Below are 18,495 nucleotides of genomic sequence, written 5' to 3' on the forward strand. Positions count from 1 at the left end.
CGGCCGGCCGTCCGCGGCGGCCGTACACCGAGGGAACCGGAAGGAAGACGTATGAGTGGCGCAGCCACCGGTATCGCCGTCATCGGGATGTCGTGCCGCTTTCCCGGTGTACGGGGGCCGGACGAGTTCTGGCGCCTGCTGCTCGACGGGAAGTCGACCGTCGGAACGTTTCCCCCGCAGCGGGCGGCCGACGCGAACACGCACCACCTGTCCCACCCGGACGCCGCCACCCTGGACTCGGGTTCGTATCTCGACTCCGTCGACGGGTTCGACGCCGGGTTCTTCGGGACGCCCGCGGCGGAGGCCGCCGCGATGGACCCCGTGCAGCGGCTCGGCCTCGAACTCGCCTGGGAGGCCGTCGAGGACGCCGGTATCCCGGCCGCCGCGCTCGCGGGCCAGGAGATCGACGTCGTGGTCGGCGCCGGACCTTCCGGGTACGAGCTGCTGCGCAAGCTGTCCGGCAGCGACCAGGACGACCACTACGCCGCGCTCGGCTCCAGCGGTGCTCTGATCGCCAATCGCATCTCGAACCTGTTCGACGTACGGGGTATGAGCTTCTGCGCGGACTCGGGCCAGTCCTCCTCACTCGTCTCGCTCGCGCTGACCTGCGAACGGATCCGCTCCGGCGCCGTCGACCTGGCCCTCGCCGGCGGCGTGCACCTGATCATCGACCCGGAGGCGGGAAGCGGCCTGGCGAATCTGGGCGCCCTGTCGCCCGATGGCCGCTGCTTCCCCTTCGACGAACGGGCCAACGGCTTCATCCGGGGAGAGGGCGGCGCGTTCGTCCTGCTGAAGCGGCTCGACCTGGCCGTCGCCGACGGCGATCACATCTACGCGGTGGTGCGCGGCTGGGGTGTCGGAAGCGGCGGCGCGACGTCCCGGATGCCGGACCCCAGCCCCGCCGGGCAGGCGGCGGTGGTGCTGTCCGCGCTGAAGCGTGCGGACGTCGATTTCGGCGACGTCGACTACATCGAGGCCCACGGCACCGGCACCCGGCTCGGCGACCCGGCCGAACTGGCGGGTCTGCGCGAGGTGTTCAGGGAGACCGGGCGCGACCGCCCTCTGGTGGTCGGCTCGGCGAAGGCGAACGTCGGGCACCTGGAGCCGGCCGCGGGAATGGTCGGCTTCGTGAAGGCCGCGCTCTGCGTGGACCGCGCCCACCTGGTCCCGAACCCCAACTTCCGCTCCCCGAACCCCGCCGTCGCGGACTTCGCGGACGACTTCGAGGTGCTCCGGGCCGCGCGTCCCTGGCCGGGCGGCCCCGGTCGGCCCAGGAGGGCCGGGGTGTCGTCGATCGGCATGGGCGGCACCAACGCGCACGTCATCCTTGAGCAGGCCCCCGAAACACGTACCGAACCACCTGCCGCAGACGCCGAGTCGGGCTCCGCCGGCGTGTCCGGCACGGTGCCGTGGGTGCTGTCGGCGCGCTCCGGGCCGGCCCTGCGCGAGCAGGCGGCACGGCTGCGGGAGTTCGTGGCCGCCGACGCGTCGCTCTCGGCGGCCGACGTGGGCCATGCGCTCGTATCGGCGCGGCCGGCGTTCGAGCACCGGGCGGTCGTCCTCTCCGACGGCTTGGACGAGGCCCTGGCGGGCCTCGACCTTCTCGCGGCGGGCGGCGGCGCGGCGCGGGCGGTCCGCGGCGTGGCCGCGCGCCCCACGGGCCCGGTCGTCTTCGTCTTCCCCGGCCAGGGCTCGCAGTGGCTGGGCATGGGACGGCAGCTGTACGCCGAGTCGGAGGTGTTCGCGCGCGCGATCGACGACTGCGCGCGCGCTCTGGAGCCGTGGCTGGACTGGTCGCTCCTGGACCTGGTGACCGGTGCGGAGTCGGCGCCTTCGCTGGAGCGCGGCGACGCCGTGGTGCAGCCCGCGCTGTTCGCGATGATGGTGTCCCTGGCGGAGCTGTGGCGGTCGCTGGGCGTGGTGCCCGACGCGGTGGTGGGGCACTCGCAGGGAGAGCTCGCAGCGGCGTGCGCGTCCGGTGCGCTCTCCCTGGAGGACGCGGCACGCGTCGTCGCCCTGCGCAGCCGGGCACTGACCGAACTGGCCGGACTGGGCGGACTGAACGCGGTGGCCGCGCCCCTTTCCTGGGTCGAGGAACGTCTCGTCAGGTGGCCCGGGCGGCTCTCCGTCGCCGCGGTCAACGGGCCGGCCTCCGTGGTCGTCTCCGGGGACCTCGGGGCACTGGAGGAGTTCGCCGCACTGGCGGCCGGGGACGGCGTACGGGTGCGCCGGGTCAGGATCGAGTACGCGTCCCACTCCCACCAGGTCGAACGCATCCGTGACCAGGTGCTCGAAGCCGCCGCGGGCATCACCCCGCGACAGACGCCGGTGGAGTTCCACTCCACGGTCACCGCGGGACTGCTCGACACCCGGTCGCTCGACGCCTCGTACTGGTACGACAACCTGCGCTCCACGGTCCGTTTCGGCGAGGTCGTCGAGAAGCTGATGCGCGAGCGCGGTGGCGTGTTCGTCGAGGTCAGCCCGCATCCCGTACTCCAGGTCGCGATGGAGGAGGCCGCCGACGCGCTGGCGGAGCCGCCCCTGGTGGTGTCCACGCTGAGCCGGCACGACGGGGGCGCGGGCAAGGTCCTGGCGTCGCTCGCCGCGCTGCATGTGCGCGGTGTGCCCGTGGAGTGGAAGGCGCTGTTCCCCGCCGGCCGGCCGCGCCGGATCGCCCTGCCCGCCTACCCGTTCCAGCGGCAGAGGTACTGGCTGACCGCCGCCGCGGACCTCCCCGCCGCGGACCTCCCCGCCGCCCCGGCGGACGGACCTGGCGCGCACACCGCGACAGCGGACCTCGACTCGCCGTCCGCGGTCCTCGCACTCGTATGCGCCGAAACGGCGGCACTGCTGAGCACGAGGGGCGCGGCCCTGACGGCCACCGGTCTCGAAGCGCGCGCGGCCGACACCTTCAAGGTGCTGGGCTTCGACTCCTCGATGGCGGTCGAGCTGCGCAACCGGCTCAACGCGGTGGCCTCGGTACGGCTGCCCGCCACCGTCGCGTTCACCTACCCCACCCCGGACAGGCTCGCCCTCCACCTCTTCTCCCTCGTCGGGCCCCAGATGCCCGACGCCCCCGCGGCGGTGGAGGAAGCGGGCACCGGGAGCCGCAGTGACGACGATCTCTACGCGTTGATCGACCGCGGATACGTGTAGCCGCACCCGTACTTCCCAGCAACCGTGGAGAGAGGCCCCTGATGGAGGAAGTCGACAAGCTCCGGTCCTACTTGCGACGCGCCGTCGGCGACGCGCAGGAGCTGCGCGAGCGCGTGCGCGAGCTGGAGGAGTCCGCCCGCGAGCCCATCGCCGTCGTGGGCGTGGGGTGCCGCTTCCCCGGCGGCGTGACGTCCCCCGAGGCGCTGTGGTCGGTCGTGTCCGAGGGCGTGGACGCGATGGGCGACTTCCCGCGGGACCGTGGCTGGGACCTGGAGGCGCTCTACGACCCGGATCCCGAGGCGCACGGGAAGACGTACACGCGTACGGGCGGATTCCTGCCCGATCTCGCGGAGTTCGACGCGCCCTTCTTCGGCATCAGCCCGCGCGAGGCCCTCGCCATGGACCCGCAGCAGCGGCTGATGCTGGAGACGTCGTGGGAGGCGCTGGAGCGGGCGGGCATCGATCCGGCCGCGCTGCGGGGATCGTCGACCGGGGTGTTCACCGGGCTCTACGGCGTCGACTACGGCCCGCGGATGGGCGGCGGGGCAGCCGGCGAGGTGGAGGGCTTCTCGCTCACCGGGACCTACCTCAGCGTGGCCTCGGGCCGGGTGGCGTACGTACTGGGCCTGCACGGCCCCGCGGTGTCGACCGACACCGCGTGCTCGGCGTCGCTCGTCGCCGTCCACCAGGCCGTACGGTCGCTGCGGTCGGGGGAGACCACGCTGGCGCTGGCCGGCGGGGTGTCGACGCTGCCGACGCCGGGGATGTTCGTCGAACTCGCCCGCCAGCGCGGTCTGTCGCAGGACGGCCGGTGCAAGGCGTTCGCGGACGCGGCGGACGGCACCGGGTTCTCCGAGGGTGCGGGTGTACTGGTTCTTGAGCGTCTCTCGGACGCGCGGCGCAACGGCCACCGCGTCTGGGCGGTGATCCGGGGCTCGGCGATCAACCAGGACGGTGCGTCCAACGGGCTGACCGCGCCGAACGAACTGGCGCAGCAGCGCGTCATCCGGGCGGCCCTTGCCGATGCCGGTCTCGCGGTCGGCGACGTGGACGCGGTGGAGGCGCACGGCACCGGCACCAGGCTGGGCGACCCCATGGAGGCGGAGGCTCTCCTTGCCACGTACGGACAGGAGCGGGATCCCCACCACCCGCTCTGGCTGGGGTCGCTGAAGTCGAACATCGGCCACACACAGGCGGCCGCGGGCGTCGGCGGCATCATCAAGATGATCATGGCGATGCGCCACGGCGTACTCCCGAAGACGCTGCACGTGGACCGTCCCTCGACGCACGTGGACTGGTCGGCGGGGTCGGTGGAACTGCTGACCGAGGCACGCGAGTGGACCACGGAAGCGGGCCGCCCCCGGCGCGCGGGCATCTCCTCCTTCGGCATCAGCGGCACCAACGCCCACCTGATCCTCGAACAGGCACCCGAGGCTCCGGACCCCGAGGAAGTCCCGCCGGGTGATACCGCGGACTCCGCCGCCCGCCTGGTGTCCGCCGGCACCCCCGTGGCGGTGCCGTGGGTGCTCTCCGCACGCTCGGATCAGGCACTGCGGGAGCAGGCACGGCGGTTGCACGACAGCGTGGCCTCGGCCGCCGGCGCGGATCTGCCGGTCGCGGACGTAGGACATGCGCTGGTGACGGCACGCTCGCTGTTCGAGCACCGTCAGGTGGTGATCGGCGCCGACCGCGACGCACTGCTCGACGCCCTGGCCGCTGTCGCCGCGGGCGACGGGGCAGGAGCCGCCGGTGCGGTGTCCGGGGTCGCGAAGCCGGTGGGCAGGACCGTGTTCGTCTTCCCCGGCCAGGGTGGCCAGTGGATCGCGATGGGCAGGGAACTCAATGAGACCTCCCCGGTCTTCGCCGAGGAACTGCGCGCGTGTGCGCGGGCGCTGGAACCCTGGGTGTCCTGGTCGTTGATCGACACCGTGTGCGCAGGACCGGAGGCGGCGGACCTGGAGGACATCGACGTCGTCCAGCCGGTGCTCTTCGCGGTGATGGTCTCCCTGGCGAAGGTGTGGGGTGCGCTGGGGGTGACCCCGGACGCGGTGATCGGCCACTCCCAGGGCGAGATCGCCGCCGCGTACGTCGCGGGCGCGCTCAGCCTCCAGGACGCGGCCAAGATCGTGGCCCTGCGGTCCCGGCTGCTCGCCACGGTCACCGGGCAGGGCAGCATGGCCGGCATCCTGCTGCCCGAACAGCGCGTACGGGAGCTGCTGGTGCGGTGGGAGTCCCGCGTCGGGATCGCCGCCGTGAACGGACCGAACTCGACGACGGTCTCCGGTGAGACCGAGGCGGTCGAGGAGCTCGTCGCGGCCTGCCAGGCGGAGGGCGCCCGCGCACGGCTGATCAAGTCCAGCGTGCCCGGTCACTCGCCCCTGATGGACCGGTTCGACGGCCGGCTCCAGGAGGAGCTGGGGCGGATCACCCCGCTGCCCTCGAAGGTGGCGATCCACTCGACCGTGACCGGCGGGCCGATCGACCCCATGGACCTCGGCACGGCGTACTGGTACCGCAACCTGCGTGAACCGGTTCAGTTCGCGGGCGCCATGAGCCGCCTCATCGAACGGGAGCGCAACAGCGCCGTCATCGAGATCGGCCCGCACCCGCTGCTCGTGATGACCATCCAGGAGATGTTCGACTCCACCCCCGGCGCCACCGGCTTCGTGGCGGGTTCGCTCCGCCGCGACGAGGGCGGCCTCGCACGGCTCTACCAGTCGGCGGCCGAGGTCTTCGTGGCCGGCGTCGCGGTGTCGTGGGAGGCGGCGTTCCCCGGCTCGGACGGCCGGCGCGCCGAACTTCCCACGTACGCCTTCCAGCGGCAGCGCTACTGGCTGAACGCACCCGGAGAGACGAACGGCGCGAGCACGTCGGACCACCCGCTGCTCGACGCCGTGATCGACCTGCCCGGCGACGGCGACGGCAAGGGCGGGTGCGGCGGTGTCGTGGGCAGCGGACGCCTCTCGCTGGAACGCCACCCGTGGCTCGCCGACCACGTGGTCCACGGCGCCGTCCTGGTACCGGCCACCGTGCCGGCGGAACTGGCGCTGTGGGCGGCCCACAGGACCGGGTACGACGCCGTCGCCGAACTCGCCTTCGAGACACCGCTGGTGCTCTCCCGTACGGCCGACCGCGAGATCCGTGTCGTGGCCGACGGCAAGGGCGCGATCAGCGTGCACTCACGCGGCGAGGGCGACACCGGATGGACGCGGAACGCCGTCGGGACCGCCGGGACCGACACGGGGACCGGCGCCGGAGACAGCCGCCGGACAGAAGGCCTCGCCGTATGGCCCCCCGCGGGCGCGGTCGGCGTGCCTTTCGAGGACGAGTACACGAGGCTGGCCGCTCTCGGCTTCGGCCACGGGCCCCTGCTGCGCGGCGTGAAGGAGGCGTGGCGCCTCGGCGACACCCTCTTCGCCGAGGTGGAGCTGCCCGCGCCCGACCGCGCGGATCAGGGCCGGTACCTCGTCCACCCGGCGCTGCTCCACGCCGCGCTGCTCCCCGTCGGCCTGGGGCGGTTCGTCGACAACTCCCGGCCCGGGGGCTGGCTGCCGTTCCGTTGCACGGGCCTGCGTATCGACTCCGCCCGGCCCGCAGTGCTGCGCGTACGCATCGCCCCCGCGGGCGAGAACGCGCTGTCCGTGACCCTCGCGGACCACGACGGAACACCGGTCGGCACCATCGCCTCGCTGAGCCTGCGGCCCGCCGACGTCGGGCAGCTGACCGAGCTGGGCTTCGACCACCAGGACTCGCTGTTCCGGGTGGACTGGGCCCCCCTCGCCGTGCCACCGGTCCGTACCGCAGGCCGGTACATGGTCCTGGCAGCGTCCGGCGCGCACGCGACGTCCCTGGAACAGGGCGCCGCAGGGGTCTTCGCCGGACCGGGCGAACTCGCCGCGTCCGGCGGGGAGATCCCCCCGGTCGTCGTCGCCCGCATCGATCGCGCGGACGCCGGTGACCCACCCGGCGCCACCGGGCACCACCTCCACCGCGTCCTGCGGTGGACCCAGGACTGGCTCGGCGACGAGCGGTTCTCCGCATCACGCCTCGTCTTCGTGACGCGGGACGCGTTCCACGACGACCAGGTCCCGCACCCCGATCCCGCCGCGGCCGCGGTCTGGGGCTTCGTACGCACCGCGCAGACCGAGAACCCGGACCGGTTCACGCTTCTGGACACGGACGGCCAACAGGATTCGCTCTCCCTCGTCACGGCGGCGGCCGCCACCGGAGAGGCCCAGCTCAAGATCCGGGCGGGCAGAGTGACCACGCCCCGGCTGGCCCGCGCCACCGGCGCCACGTCACCCGACCGGGGTCAGGAGGCGTCCGCTCTCGGCTCCGGCTCGGTGCTGATCACGGGCGGCACCAGCGGCCTGGGCGCGATCCTGGCCCGCCACCTCGTCGCACGGCACGGGGTGCGCCGCCTCGTACTGACCAGCAGGCGCGGTCCTGCCGCTCCCGCGGCGGCAGCGCTGCGGGAGGAGCTGACCGCGGCCGGGGCCCAGGTCGAGGTCGTGGCCTGCGACGTCACGAGCCGCGACGCCGTCGCCGCACTGCTCGCCGCGATACCGGCCGCACACCCGCTGACGGCGGTGATCCACTGCGCGGGCGTGCTGGACGACGGCGTCGTCGAGGCGCTGACCGAGGAGCGCGTGGACGCGGTCCTCGCACCGAAGGTGCGCGGCGCCTGGCACCTGCACGAGCTGACCAGGCAGCTGGACCTGTCCGCGTTCGTGCTCTTCTCGTCCGTCGCCAGTGTGCTCGGCACGGCGGGACAGGCCAACTACGCGGCGGCCAACGCGTTCCTCAACGGCCTCGCCGAAACCCGCAGGTCCGAGGGGCTCGCCGCCGCCGCGCTCTGCTGGGGCTTCTGGGCGGAGCGCAGCGAGATGAGCGCCGCCCTCGGCGACGCGGACGTCGTCCGCATGCAACGGCAGGGCGTACAGCCGCTGTCGTCGCAGGAAGGGCTCGCGCTCTTCGACGCGGCGCTCCAGGTGGACGAGCCGGTGCTGGTACCCGTACGGCTGAACCTCGCGGGCCTGGACACACCGCAGCCCGGCCGGATGGCCTCGCCGCTCCTGCGCACCCTGGCAGGTGCGCCCGGCGGACCCGGCGGACCCGGCGGACCCGGCGGACCCGGCGGTCCGGCGGGCCGCGAGTCCACGGACCCCGCACTCGCGCAGCGCCTGGGATCCCTGTCGCCGGCCGAGGCGGAGGCGGTGCTGCTCGACGCCGTACGGACGCAGACCGCGATCGTCCTCGGACACGCGGACACCGGGCGGATCGGTCCCGCGGCGACGTTCAGGAAGCTCGGGATCGATTCCCTCACGGCGCTGGAGCTACGGAACAAACTGGCGGCGGTGACCGGCCTGAAGCTGCCCGCCACGCTCGTCTTCGACCACCCGAACCCGGCCGCCCTCGCGCAGTTCCTGGGCGCGAGCATCGCGCCCGCGGCGGACGGCGCCCCGGATTCCCCGGCCGGTCACCTGGTCAGGGAGATCGAGGGGCTGGGCGCGCAGCTGGAGGGCGAGTTCCTCACCCTCGCGGAGGCGGACCGGGACACCATTTCCACCCTGCTCGGCGAGTTGCAGGGCCGGGTCCGTCTCATGGCGGGCGCCGGGGCCTCGGCCGGTATCGCCGACCAGATCAGTGCGGCCTCTGCGGGAGAGCTTCTCGCGCTTCTGGACAAAGAGCTCGGCTAGGGGAGAACGATGACGAACGACAACAACGCCGAGGTCCTCGACTACCTCAGGCGGACTTCGATCGAGCTGATCGAGACGCGCAAGCGCCTGCAGGAGCTGACGGACGCCGCCGCCGAGCCCATCGCGATCGTGGGTGCCGCCTGCCGGTTCCCGGGCGGAGCGACCTCCCCGGAGGAGCTGTGGGAGCTGGTGAGGTCGGGCGCGGACGCCGTGTCGGACTTCCCCGACGACCGCCACTGGGACGTGGAGAAGCTGTACGACCCGGCCTCGGAGCGGCCCGACACCAGCTCCACGCGCTCGGGCGGATTCCTTTACGACGCCGGTGACTTCGACGCCGAGTTCTTCGGGATCAGCCCGCGCGAGGCGCTGGCCGCCGACCCGCAGCAGCGGCTGCTGCTGGAGACCGCGTGGGAGTCCCTGGAGCGGGCCGGCATCGACCCGGAGACCCTGCGCGGCAGCGACACCGGGGTCTTCGCCGGGCTCGCCTACTTCGGCTACGGCAACCACTTCGCCACCCACGAGTCCATCGCGGGCTACGGGCAGGTCGGCTCGCTGCTGAGCGTGGCGTCAGGCCGTGTGTCGTACACGCTCGGCCTGGAGGGCCCGGCGGTGTCGACCGAGACGGCGTGCTCGTCCTCGCTGGTGGCGGTGCACCAGGCGGTGCAGTCGCTGCGGCAGGGCGAATGCGCTCTCGCCCTGGCAGGCGGCGTCACCGTCATGGGGATGCCGCAGGTGTTCAGGGAGATGACGCGCCAGCGCGGTCTGTCGCAGGACGGCCGGTGCAAGGCGTTCGCGGACGCGGCGGACGGCACCGGGTTCTCCGAGGGTGCGGGCGTACTCGTCCTGGAGCGTCTCTCGGACGCGCGGCGCAACGGCCACCGCGTCTGGGCGGTGGTCCGCGGCTCGGCGATCAACCAGGACGGTGCGTCCAACGGGCTGACCGCGCCGAGCGGTCCCGCGCAGCAGCGCGTGATCAGGGCGGCGCTGGCGAACGCCCGGATGCAGGCGGCCGACGTGGACGCGGTGGAGGCGCACGGCACCGGCACGACGCTGGGCGACCCCATCGAGGCGCAGGCGCTCCTTGCCACGTACGGACAGGAAAGGGCCGACGGCGCTCCCCTCTGGCTGGGATCGCTGAAGTCGAACACCGGTCACACGCAGGCGGCCGCGGGCGTCGGCGGCATCATCAAGATGGTCATGGCGATGCGCCACGGGGTACTCCCGAAGACCCTGCACGTGGACCGTCCCTCGACGCACGTGGACTGGTCGGCCGGTGCGGTCGAGCTGCTGACCGAGGCACGGGAGTGGACCACGGCAGAGGGCCGGCCCCGGCGCGCGGGCGTGTCCGCCTTCGGGGTCAGCGGCACCAACGCCCACGTCATCCTCGAACAGGCGCCCGAGGAGGAGGACGACCCCGACGAGATCCCTTACTGCGGCGGCCCGGTGCCCTGGGCGCTCTCCGCGCGCTCGGAGCAGGCGCTGCGGGCGCAGGCGCGCAAACTGCACCACTTCATCGCCGCGGGCAAGGACGCGGGCAAGGACCTGGACCTCGCCGACGCCGGCTGGTCGCTGGTGTCGGGCCGTACGGGATTCGAGCACCGGGCGGTGGCCCTCGGGCACGACCGCGAGGAGATGCTGAGCGCGCTGGCGGCGCTGAGCGACGGCACGGAGTCCGCCGCCGTGGTGCGCGGTGTCACGGCCGAACCCGGCGGCACGGTCTTCCTGTTCCCCGGACAGGGCTCGCCCTGGGCCGGTGTGGCACGGGAGCTGTACGACACCTATCCCGTCTTCGCGCAGAGCGTCGACGAGACCTGCGCGCACTTCGACGCGCACCTCCCCTTCGCGCTCAAGCCCCTGCTCCTCGCCGACGCACCCGCGGACCGCGAGCGCACCGACATCGCGCAGCCGGCACTGTTCACCCTGCAGGTCGGCCTGTACCGGCTCCTGACGCAGTACTGCCCCCGGCCCGACCAGCTGATCGGCCACTCCGTCGGCGAGATAGCCGCCGCCCATGTCGCCGGAGCCTTCGGCCTGGACACCGCGACCCGGCTCGTGGCCGCGCGCGGACTGACCATGCAGACGGTCACCGAACAGGGCGCCATGCTGGCCGTACGCGCCTCGGAAGCCCGGGTGGCCACGCTGCTCGGCGCGTACGGCCGCGTGGGCATCGCCGCCGTCAACGGCCCCGAGTCCCTGGTGCTTTCGGGCCTGCGCGGCCAGGTCCACGAGATCCGCGACCTGCTGGTCGCCGACGGCGTCTCGGCGAAACTGCTCGCGGTCGGCCACGCGTTCCACTCCCCGCTCATGGACCCGGTCCTCGACGCGTTCGCGGGCTCGCTCGGCGCGTTCCCCCCGGGCGAGATGTCGGTTCCGGTCGTCTCGGCCAGGCTGGGCCGCGAGGCCACGCTCCAGGAGCTGACGTCCGTCGAGTACTGGGTGCACCACGTGCGGCAGCCCGTCCGTTTCTACGACGCGGTGGAGTGCGCCCGCGCGGCCGGCGCGAAGACCTTCCTGGAGGTCGGTCCCGGAGCGACGCTCACAGGCATGACCAAGGAGGCGTTCGCCGCCGAGGGCGTGCACGACGCGGTGGTCCTGGCGGCGTCGCGGCCCGGCCGCACCGGGCCGCAGGCGCTGATCGGCGCGCTGGCCGGGCTGCACGTCCGGGGCGGATCCGTCGACTGGAGCGCCCTGTTCGGGACGCGCCGGGCGGTGGACCTCCCGACGTACGCGTTCCAGCGCCGGCGGTACTGGATGGACTTCCTGGCCGGGACGCAGACGGCGGACGTCGCCTCCGCCGGCCTCTCGGCCCCGGGACACCCGCTGCTCGGCGCCGCGGTGGAACACCCCGGCACCGGCGAGGTGGTGTTCACCGGACTGTGGTCCCTGCGGACCCACGGCTGGCTCGCCGACCACGCCGTGTTCGGTGCGGTCGTCGTCCCGGCGACGGCCCACCTCGACCTGGCGCTGTCGGTGGGCGCGCACGTGGGGTGCGGCGCGGTGCAGGAACTCACCCTGGAAGTACCGCTGATCCTCCCCGGCACGGGCGACGTACAGGTACGGATCGCGGTCGGCGCGCCGGACGAGACGGGACACCGCTCGCTGGACGTGTACTCGCGCGCCGGCGACGACAGCCCGGCCGCGGGCGGCTGGACCCGTCACGCGCGCGGAAACCTGGCACCGGACGCACCGGACGCACCGGAGACCGCCGCTTCGGCGGACGAGGCGCGCTCACTCTCCGCCTGGCCGCCGCCAGGCGCCCGGCAGCTCGACATCGACGGCCTCTACGACTCCTTCGCGGACGCGGGATTCGACTACGGTCCGGCGTTCCGCGGGCTCCGCGAGGTCTGGCAGCACGGCGACGACCTCTTCGCCCTCGCCACCCTGCCGGACACCGGCGCGGACCCGGCGAGCGGTGCCCACGCCCTGCATCCGGCCCTGCTGGACACCGTCCTGCACGCGGTGGTCGCCGGCGGTCTCATCCCGGTGACGGGCGAGCAGGGCTGGATGCCCTTCTCGTGGTCCGGCGTCGGTCTGGCCGGACGCGGCGGCACGACCGTGAAGGTCCGCCTCTCCCCGGCCGGCGAAGGCGCCGTGTCCCTGACGGTCGCCGACGAGGACGGCCGCGCCCTCGCGCACGTCGGGGCGCTGACCTTCCGCCCGGCCAGCGCCGGGCAGGTGCACGCGGCGCGCGGCGGGCAGGAGCAGTCGCTGTACGAAGTGCGGTGGCGCCCCGCCAGGGCGGGCGCGAGCGGGCAGCGGACACAGCGCGGCCCCTGGAGCGTCGTCGGCGCCCAGGACGGCCTGGCCTCCCGGCTCCGTACGGCGGGCGACGGCGGTGCCGTGCTCCACGCGAGCCTCGACGACGTCCTCACCGGCGCCGCGCCCCGGCACGTCGTCCTGTGCCTGGACGACGTCGCCCCCGCGAACCCCGCCGGTCTGCTCGCCGCGGTCGGCGACGCGGACAAGCTGGTACTGGAGTGGGTGCGGCGGTTCCTCACCGAGGAGCCCCTCGCCCGCTCGACTCTGGTGGTGGTCACCCGCCTGGCCCTCGGCACGGGTGAGGGCGAGAGCGCCGAAAGCCTCCCCGGCGCGTCCGTGTGGGGCCTGATCCGCTCCGCCAGGACCGAACACCCCGGCAGGTTCCGGCTGGTGGACACCGACGACGCGGAGACTTCCCTGGCACGCTTCGCGGACGCGCTCGCCCTGGACGAGGACGAACTGGCGCTGCGCGACGGGGCGTACCTCGTCCCCCGCCTCGCGGCGGCCGCACCCGCCGGCCATCTGCTCGCACCGCCGCCGGCCGGCGCCCACCGTCTCGGCATCCCGGAGAAGGGGACGGTGGAGAACCTGGCCTGGGTCCCGTGCCCCGAGGTGGAAGCACCCCTGACGAGCGGTCAGGTCCGTATCGCCGTACAGGCGGCGGGACTCAACTTCCGGGACGTCACCGTCGCTCTGGGGCTGGTGGCACGGACCGCCATCGACGCCGGGCTCGGCAGCGAGGGCGCCGGATGGGTGCGGGAGGTGGCGGACGACGTGACGACGGTGGCGCCGGGCGACCGGGTCACCGGCATCTTCACCGGCGCCTTCGGCCGCACGGCCGTGGCGGACCACCGCATGCTCGTGCCCGTCCCCGACGGCTGGAGCTTCGCCCAGGCCGCGTCCGTACCGTGCACCTTCCTCACCGCCTACCACGGGCTGCTGCGCGTGGCGGGTCTCAGGAAGGGGCAGCGGGTCCTCATCCACGCCGCGGCGGGCGGCGTCGGGATGGCCGCCGTACAACTGGCGCAGCACGTCGGCGCCGAGATCTACGCCACCGCCAGCCCCTCCAAGTGGCCCCTCCTGCGCGGCCTGGGAATCGACGAGGCGCACCTGGCGTCGTCGCGCGACCTGGAGTTCGCCGAGAAGTTCCGCCGCACCTCGGACGGGCGCGGTGTGGACGTCGTACTGAACTCCCTCGCGCACAAGTTCGTCGACGCCTCGCTGACGCTGCTGCCCGACGGCGGGCACTTCGTCGAGATGGGGAAGACGGACATCCGCGACCCCCGCCAGGTCGCGGCCGTCCACCCCGGTGTCGGCTACGAGGCCTTCGACCTCTACGAGGCGGGCCCGGACGCGATCCGCGACATGTTCAGGGCCGTCATGGAGCTGTTCACCGAAGGGCGGATCCGGCTGAACCCGGTCTCCCTGCGCGGTATCCGCGACGCGCGCCGTACGTTCCGCGAGATGAGCCAGGGCCGTCACGTCGGCAAGCTGGTCCTGGAGGTGGGCGACGGCCTCGGCGGCGGCACCGTACTGGTCACCGGCGGGACCGGGGGCGTGGGTTCGCTCGTGGCACGGCATCTCGTCGCCGAACGCGGCGTACGGAGCCTGCTCCTCGCGAGCCGCCGCGGTACGGCGGCGGACGGGGTGCCCGAGCTGGTCGCCGACCTCCGGAGCGGGGGAGCGGAGGTACGGGTCGTGGCGTGCGATGTCGCGGACCGGGAGGCCGTGGCGGGCCTGCTCACCGGCCTGCCGGGCCGGTACCCGCTGACCGCCGTCGTGCACGCGGCGGGCGTCCTCGCGGACGGCACCGTCGAGTCGCTGACCGCCGGGAGCATCGACCGCGTACTGGCGGCCAAGGCCGGCGGAGCCGTCCACCTGCACGAGCTGACCCGGGACCACACCCTGTCGGCGTTCATCCAGTTCTCCGCCCTCGCGGGCACGCTCGGCAACGCGGGACAGGCCAACTATGCGGCGGCGAACGCCTTCCTGGACGGTCTGGCGGCGCAGCGCGCGGCCTCAGGACTGCCCGGCACCTCGCTGTGCTGGGGCTGGTGGGAGCAGAGCAGCGGTATGACGGGGGAGCTGGACCACGCCGGAGTGGCCCGGCTGCGGCGGACGGGCATCGCCGCGATGCCGACCCCCCAGGCACTGGCCCTCTTCGACGCGGCGTGCGCCAACGGCAAGCCGGTCCTCGTCCCGGCCCGGCTGGACCTCGCCGCGCTGCGCGAGCGGTCCGGCGACGAACTCCCGCCGCTCCTGCGCGACCTCGTCGAGGGCGGCCGTCCACGCCGGGGCGGGCCGGCCGCGGCCAAGGCCGCCGCAGCCCCTGCCGGACTGGCCGCCGTGCTGGAGTCGCTGCCGGCGGACGAGGCGCGTACCGCCGTACTGGACCGGGTGCGCGAGCAGGCCGCCGTCGTGCTCGGACACTCCTCCAGCGCGGGCGTCGACGTCGACCAGGCGTTCACCCAGCTCGGTTTCGACTCGCTGACCGCGGTCGAACTCTGCAACCTGCTGGGCGCCTCGACCGGACTGCGCCTGCCGTCCACGCTCGTCTTCAACTACCCGACCCCGCGTGAGCTGGGGGAGTACCTCTTCGGGCTGCTGCGCCCGCAGACGGACGCGGAACCGGACACCGGCCCGGACGAACTGTCGGACTTGGACCTGGAAGCACTGGTCGACCTGGCCCTGGAGGAATCGAGGTGAGCGACATGAGCAACTCCGCCGATCGCGCAGCGGAAGGACCGGACCGGGTCCAGCGGGCACTCCGCACACTGCTGGAGGAGCGCGACCGCCTCCGGCAGGAGAACGACGCGCTGAAGGCCGGCCGGGGCGAGCCGATCGCCGTGGTCTCCATGGCGTGCCGCTACCCGGGAGGCGTGGCGTCGCCCGAGGACCTGTGGGACGTGCTCCGCGAGGGCCGTGACGTCGTGGGCGACTTCCCGCAGGACCGCGGGTGGCGCGACGTGTACGACCAGGACCCCGACGCCGCCGGCAGCGCGTACACGCGTCAGGGCGGATTCCTGAGCGACGTCGCCGGTTTCGACGCCCCGTTCTTCAACATCAGCCCGCGCGAGGCGCTGGCCGTCGATCCTCACCACCGTCTGCTGCTCGAGACGTCGTGGGAGGTCTTCGAGCGGGCGGGCATCGTCCCCGCCGACGTCCGCGGATCCGAGGTCGGCGTCTTCTCCGGGGTGAGCTCCTCCGAATACGGGTGGCGCTTCCTGGAGTCGGGCCACAAGGACCTGGAGGGCTACCTGCTGTACGGCAGCGCGCTGAGCGTGGCGTCCGGCCGGGTGGCGTACGAACTGGGGCTCACGGGGCCCGCGGTGTCGGTGGACACGGCGTGCTCCTCGTCGCTGGTGGCCCTGCACATGGCGGTGCAGTCCCTGCGTTCGGGGGAGAGCTCGCTCGCGCTGGCGGGCGGGGCGCTGGTGATGTCGACGCCCGCGATGTTCGTGGAGTTCTCCCGCCAGCGCGCCCTGTCGGCAGACGGCCGGTGCAAGGCCTTCGCGGACGGGGCGGACGGCACGGGCTGGGCCGAGGGGGTGGGCGTGCTGCTCCTGGAGCGGCTCTCCGACGCCCGGCGCAACGGCCACCCGGTGCTCGCTGTCGTCCGCGGCAGCGCGGTGAACCAGGACGGGGCCAGCAACGGGCTGACCGCTCCCAACGGCCGCGCCCAGGAGAAGGTGATCCGCACGGCACTCGCCAACGCGGGGGTCGCCGCCTCGGAGGTGGACCTCGTCGAGGCCCACGGCACCGGGACCAGGCTGGGGGACCCCATCGAGGCAGGCGCTCTGCTGGCCGCCTACGGGCAGGGCCGGGCCGAGGACAGGCCGCTCTGGCTGGGCTCCCTGAAGTCGAACATGGGCCACGCCCAGGCCGCCGCCGGAGTCGGCGGCGTCATCAAGGCCGTCATGGCCATGCGCCACACATACCTGCCGAAGACCCTGCACGTGGGCGAACCCTCGCACCACGTGGACTGGTCGTCGGGCGCGGTCGAGATCCTCGCGGAGGGACGCGAGTGGACGGCCCCGGCGGACGGCCCGCGCCGGGCCGGGGTGTCGTCGTTCGGCGTCAGCGGCACCAACGCGCACGTCATCCTGGAAGAGGCCCCGCCGCAGGAGCACGAGCAGGAGCACGAGCACGAGCAGGAGCACGAGCCGAAGGACGAGCACACGGGTGTCACCGGCGGCCTGGTGCCCTGGGTGGTGTCCGCCAAGAGCGCGAAAGCCCTGGCGCTGCAGGCGGGCAGACTCCGCGATTTCCTGGCCGCCGGCACGGACCTGGACCTCGCCGACGCGGGCTGGTCGCTGTTCTCGGGCCGGTCGCGGTTCGAACACCGCGCCGTGGTCCTGGGCCGCGGCCGCGACGAACTCCTCGCCGGTCTCGCGTCGTTGAGCGAGGGCACCGAGTCCGCGGGGGTGGTGAGCGGCACCGCAGGCCACCTCGGCGCCACCGCTTTCGTCTTCCCCGGGCAGGGATCGCAGTGGGTCGGCATGGGCCGGGAACTGTACGACGCCTTCCCGGTCTTCGCGCGGAGCCTGGAGGAGTGCGCGGCCGCACTGGCCGAGTGGGTCGACTGGTCGCTGCTCGACGTGGTGCGCGGCGTGGAGGGCGCGCCGACCCTGGACCGGGTGGACGTGGTGCAGCCCGCCCTGTTCTCCGTCATGGTCGCCACGGCCGCCCTGTGGCGGTCCTGGGGCGTGGAACCGACCGCGGTGGTGGGCCACAGCCAGGGCGAGATCGCCGCCGCGTACGTGTGCGGCGCACTGTCCCTGCGGGACGCCACCAAGATCGTGGCGCTGCGCAGCAAGGCCCTGGTGGACCTGATCGGCCACGGCGGGATGGCGTCGGTCGCGGAGTCCGAGGACGTGGTGGAGGCGCGGCTGGCCCCGTGGGGCGGCCGCGTCAGCGTCGCCGTGGTCAACGGCCCCCGCTCCGTGGTGGTCTCCGGGGAACCGGACGCACTGGACGAATTCGTCGCGAAGATGAAGGCCGACGGCGCGCAGGCCCGGCGTATATCGGTCGATTACGCCTCGCACTCCCACCATGTGACCCGCGTACGCGACCAGGTGACCGCGGCCCTCTCCGACGTGCGCCCCAAGACGTCGGCGCTCCCCTTCTACTCGACCCTGTACGGCAGGACCATCGACACCGCGGAGCTGGACGGCGACTACTGGTACAACAACCTGCGCGAGAAGGTCCGCTTCGAATCGTCTGTACGGCAGCTGGCCGCGGACGGCTTCGGGGTGTTCGTCGAGATGAGCCCGCACCCCGTGCTGACCGTCCCTGTACAGGAGATCGTCGAGGACGTGGACGGCGCGCTGGTCCTCGCGTCGTCGCGGCGCGGCCGGGGCGAGGTGGAGGCCGTGCTCGGTTCGCTGGCCGCGCTCCACGTCCGGGGCGGGCCCGTCGACTTCGGCGCGCTGTTCCGTACGCCCCGCCGGGTGGATCTCCCGACGTACGCGTTCGACCGGCAGCGTTACTGGCTGAACTCCGCGGCCACGGCCGCGGTGGCGGCGGAGGTGTCCCCGGCGGAACAGCCCGCCGGCGACGACCGCCTCGTCCCCCTGTCGGAGAGGATCTCCGCCCTCGCAGGCGCCGACGCGAAGCCGCTCGTCCTGGACCACGTCCTGGAGAAGGTCGCCGTCGTACTCGGGCACCCCTCCAGCGCGTCGGTCCATCCCGACCACGAGTTCAAGGACCTCGGCTTCGACTCGCTGCTCTCCATGGAGCTCAGCAAGCGCCTGACCGCGTCGACCGGACTCAAACTGCGGGCGAACCTGGTGCTGCGGCACCCGTCACCGCGGCTCATCACCGGGCACATCGTGTCCCTGATGGCCACGAGCGATACGAAGTGAAGAGGGAGCTCCCGCGC

3 protein-coding genes and 1 pseudogene are annotated in these 18,495 nt (G+C 73.5%); all 4 read left to right on the forward strand.

Features of this window, described 5'->3' with window-relative positions; all coding sequences use genetic code 11:
- Positions 1-51: 51 nt before the first annotated feature.
- Positions 52-3,156, forward strand: coding sequence for a type I polyketide synthase (locus tag J0695_RS09510; RefSeq protein WP_206961447.1), 3,105 nt, complete (start codon positions 52-54; stop codon positions 3,154-3,156).
- Positions 3,157-3,194: 38 nt separating this feature from the next.
- Positions 3,195-8,855: a type I polyketide synthase gene (locus tag J0695_RS09515; protein WP_425573245.1), complete on the forward strand. Its 5,661-nt coding sequence runs from the start codon at positions 3,195-3,197 to the stop codon at positions 8,853-8,855.
- Between the two features lie 108 nt (positions 8,856-8,963).
- Positions 8,964-15,320, forward strand: a pseudogene (locus J0695_RS09520) (type I polyketide synthase); the annotation flags it as partial.
- Between the two features lie 5 nt (positions 15,321-15,325).
- Positions 15,326-18,478, forward strand: a complete 3,153-nt coding sequence (locus tag J0695_RS09525; RefSeq protein WP_206961450.1) for a type I polyketide synthase — start codon at positions 15,326-15,328, stop codon at positions 18,476-18,478.
- The last annotated feature ends 17 nt before the right edge of the window (positions 18,479-18,495 follow it).

This window comes from Streptomyces beijiangensis, assembly GCF_017315755.1.
GTDB lineage: Bacteria > Actinomycetota > Actinomycetes > Streptomycetales > Streptomycetaceae > Streptomyces > Streptomyces beijiangensis.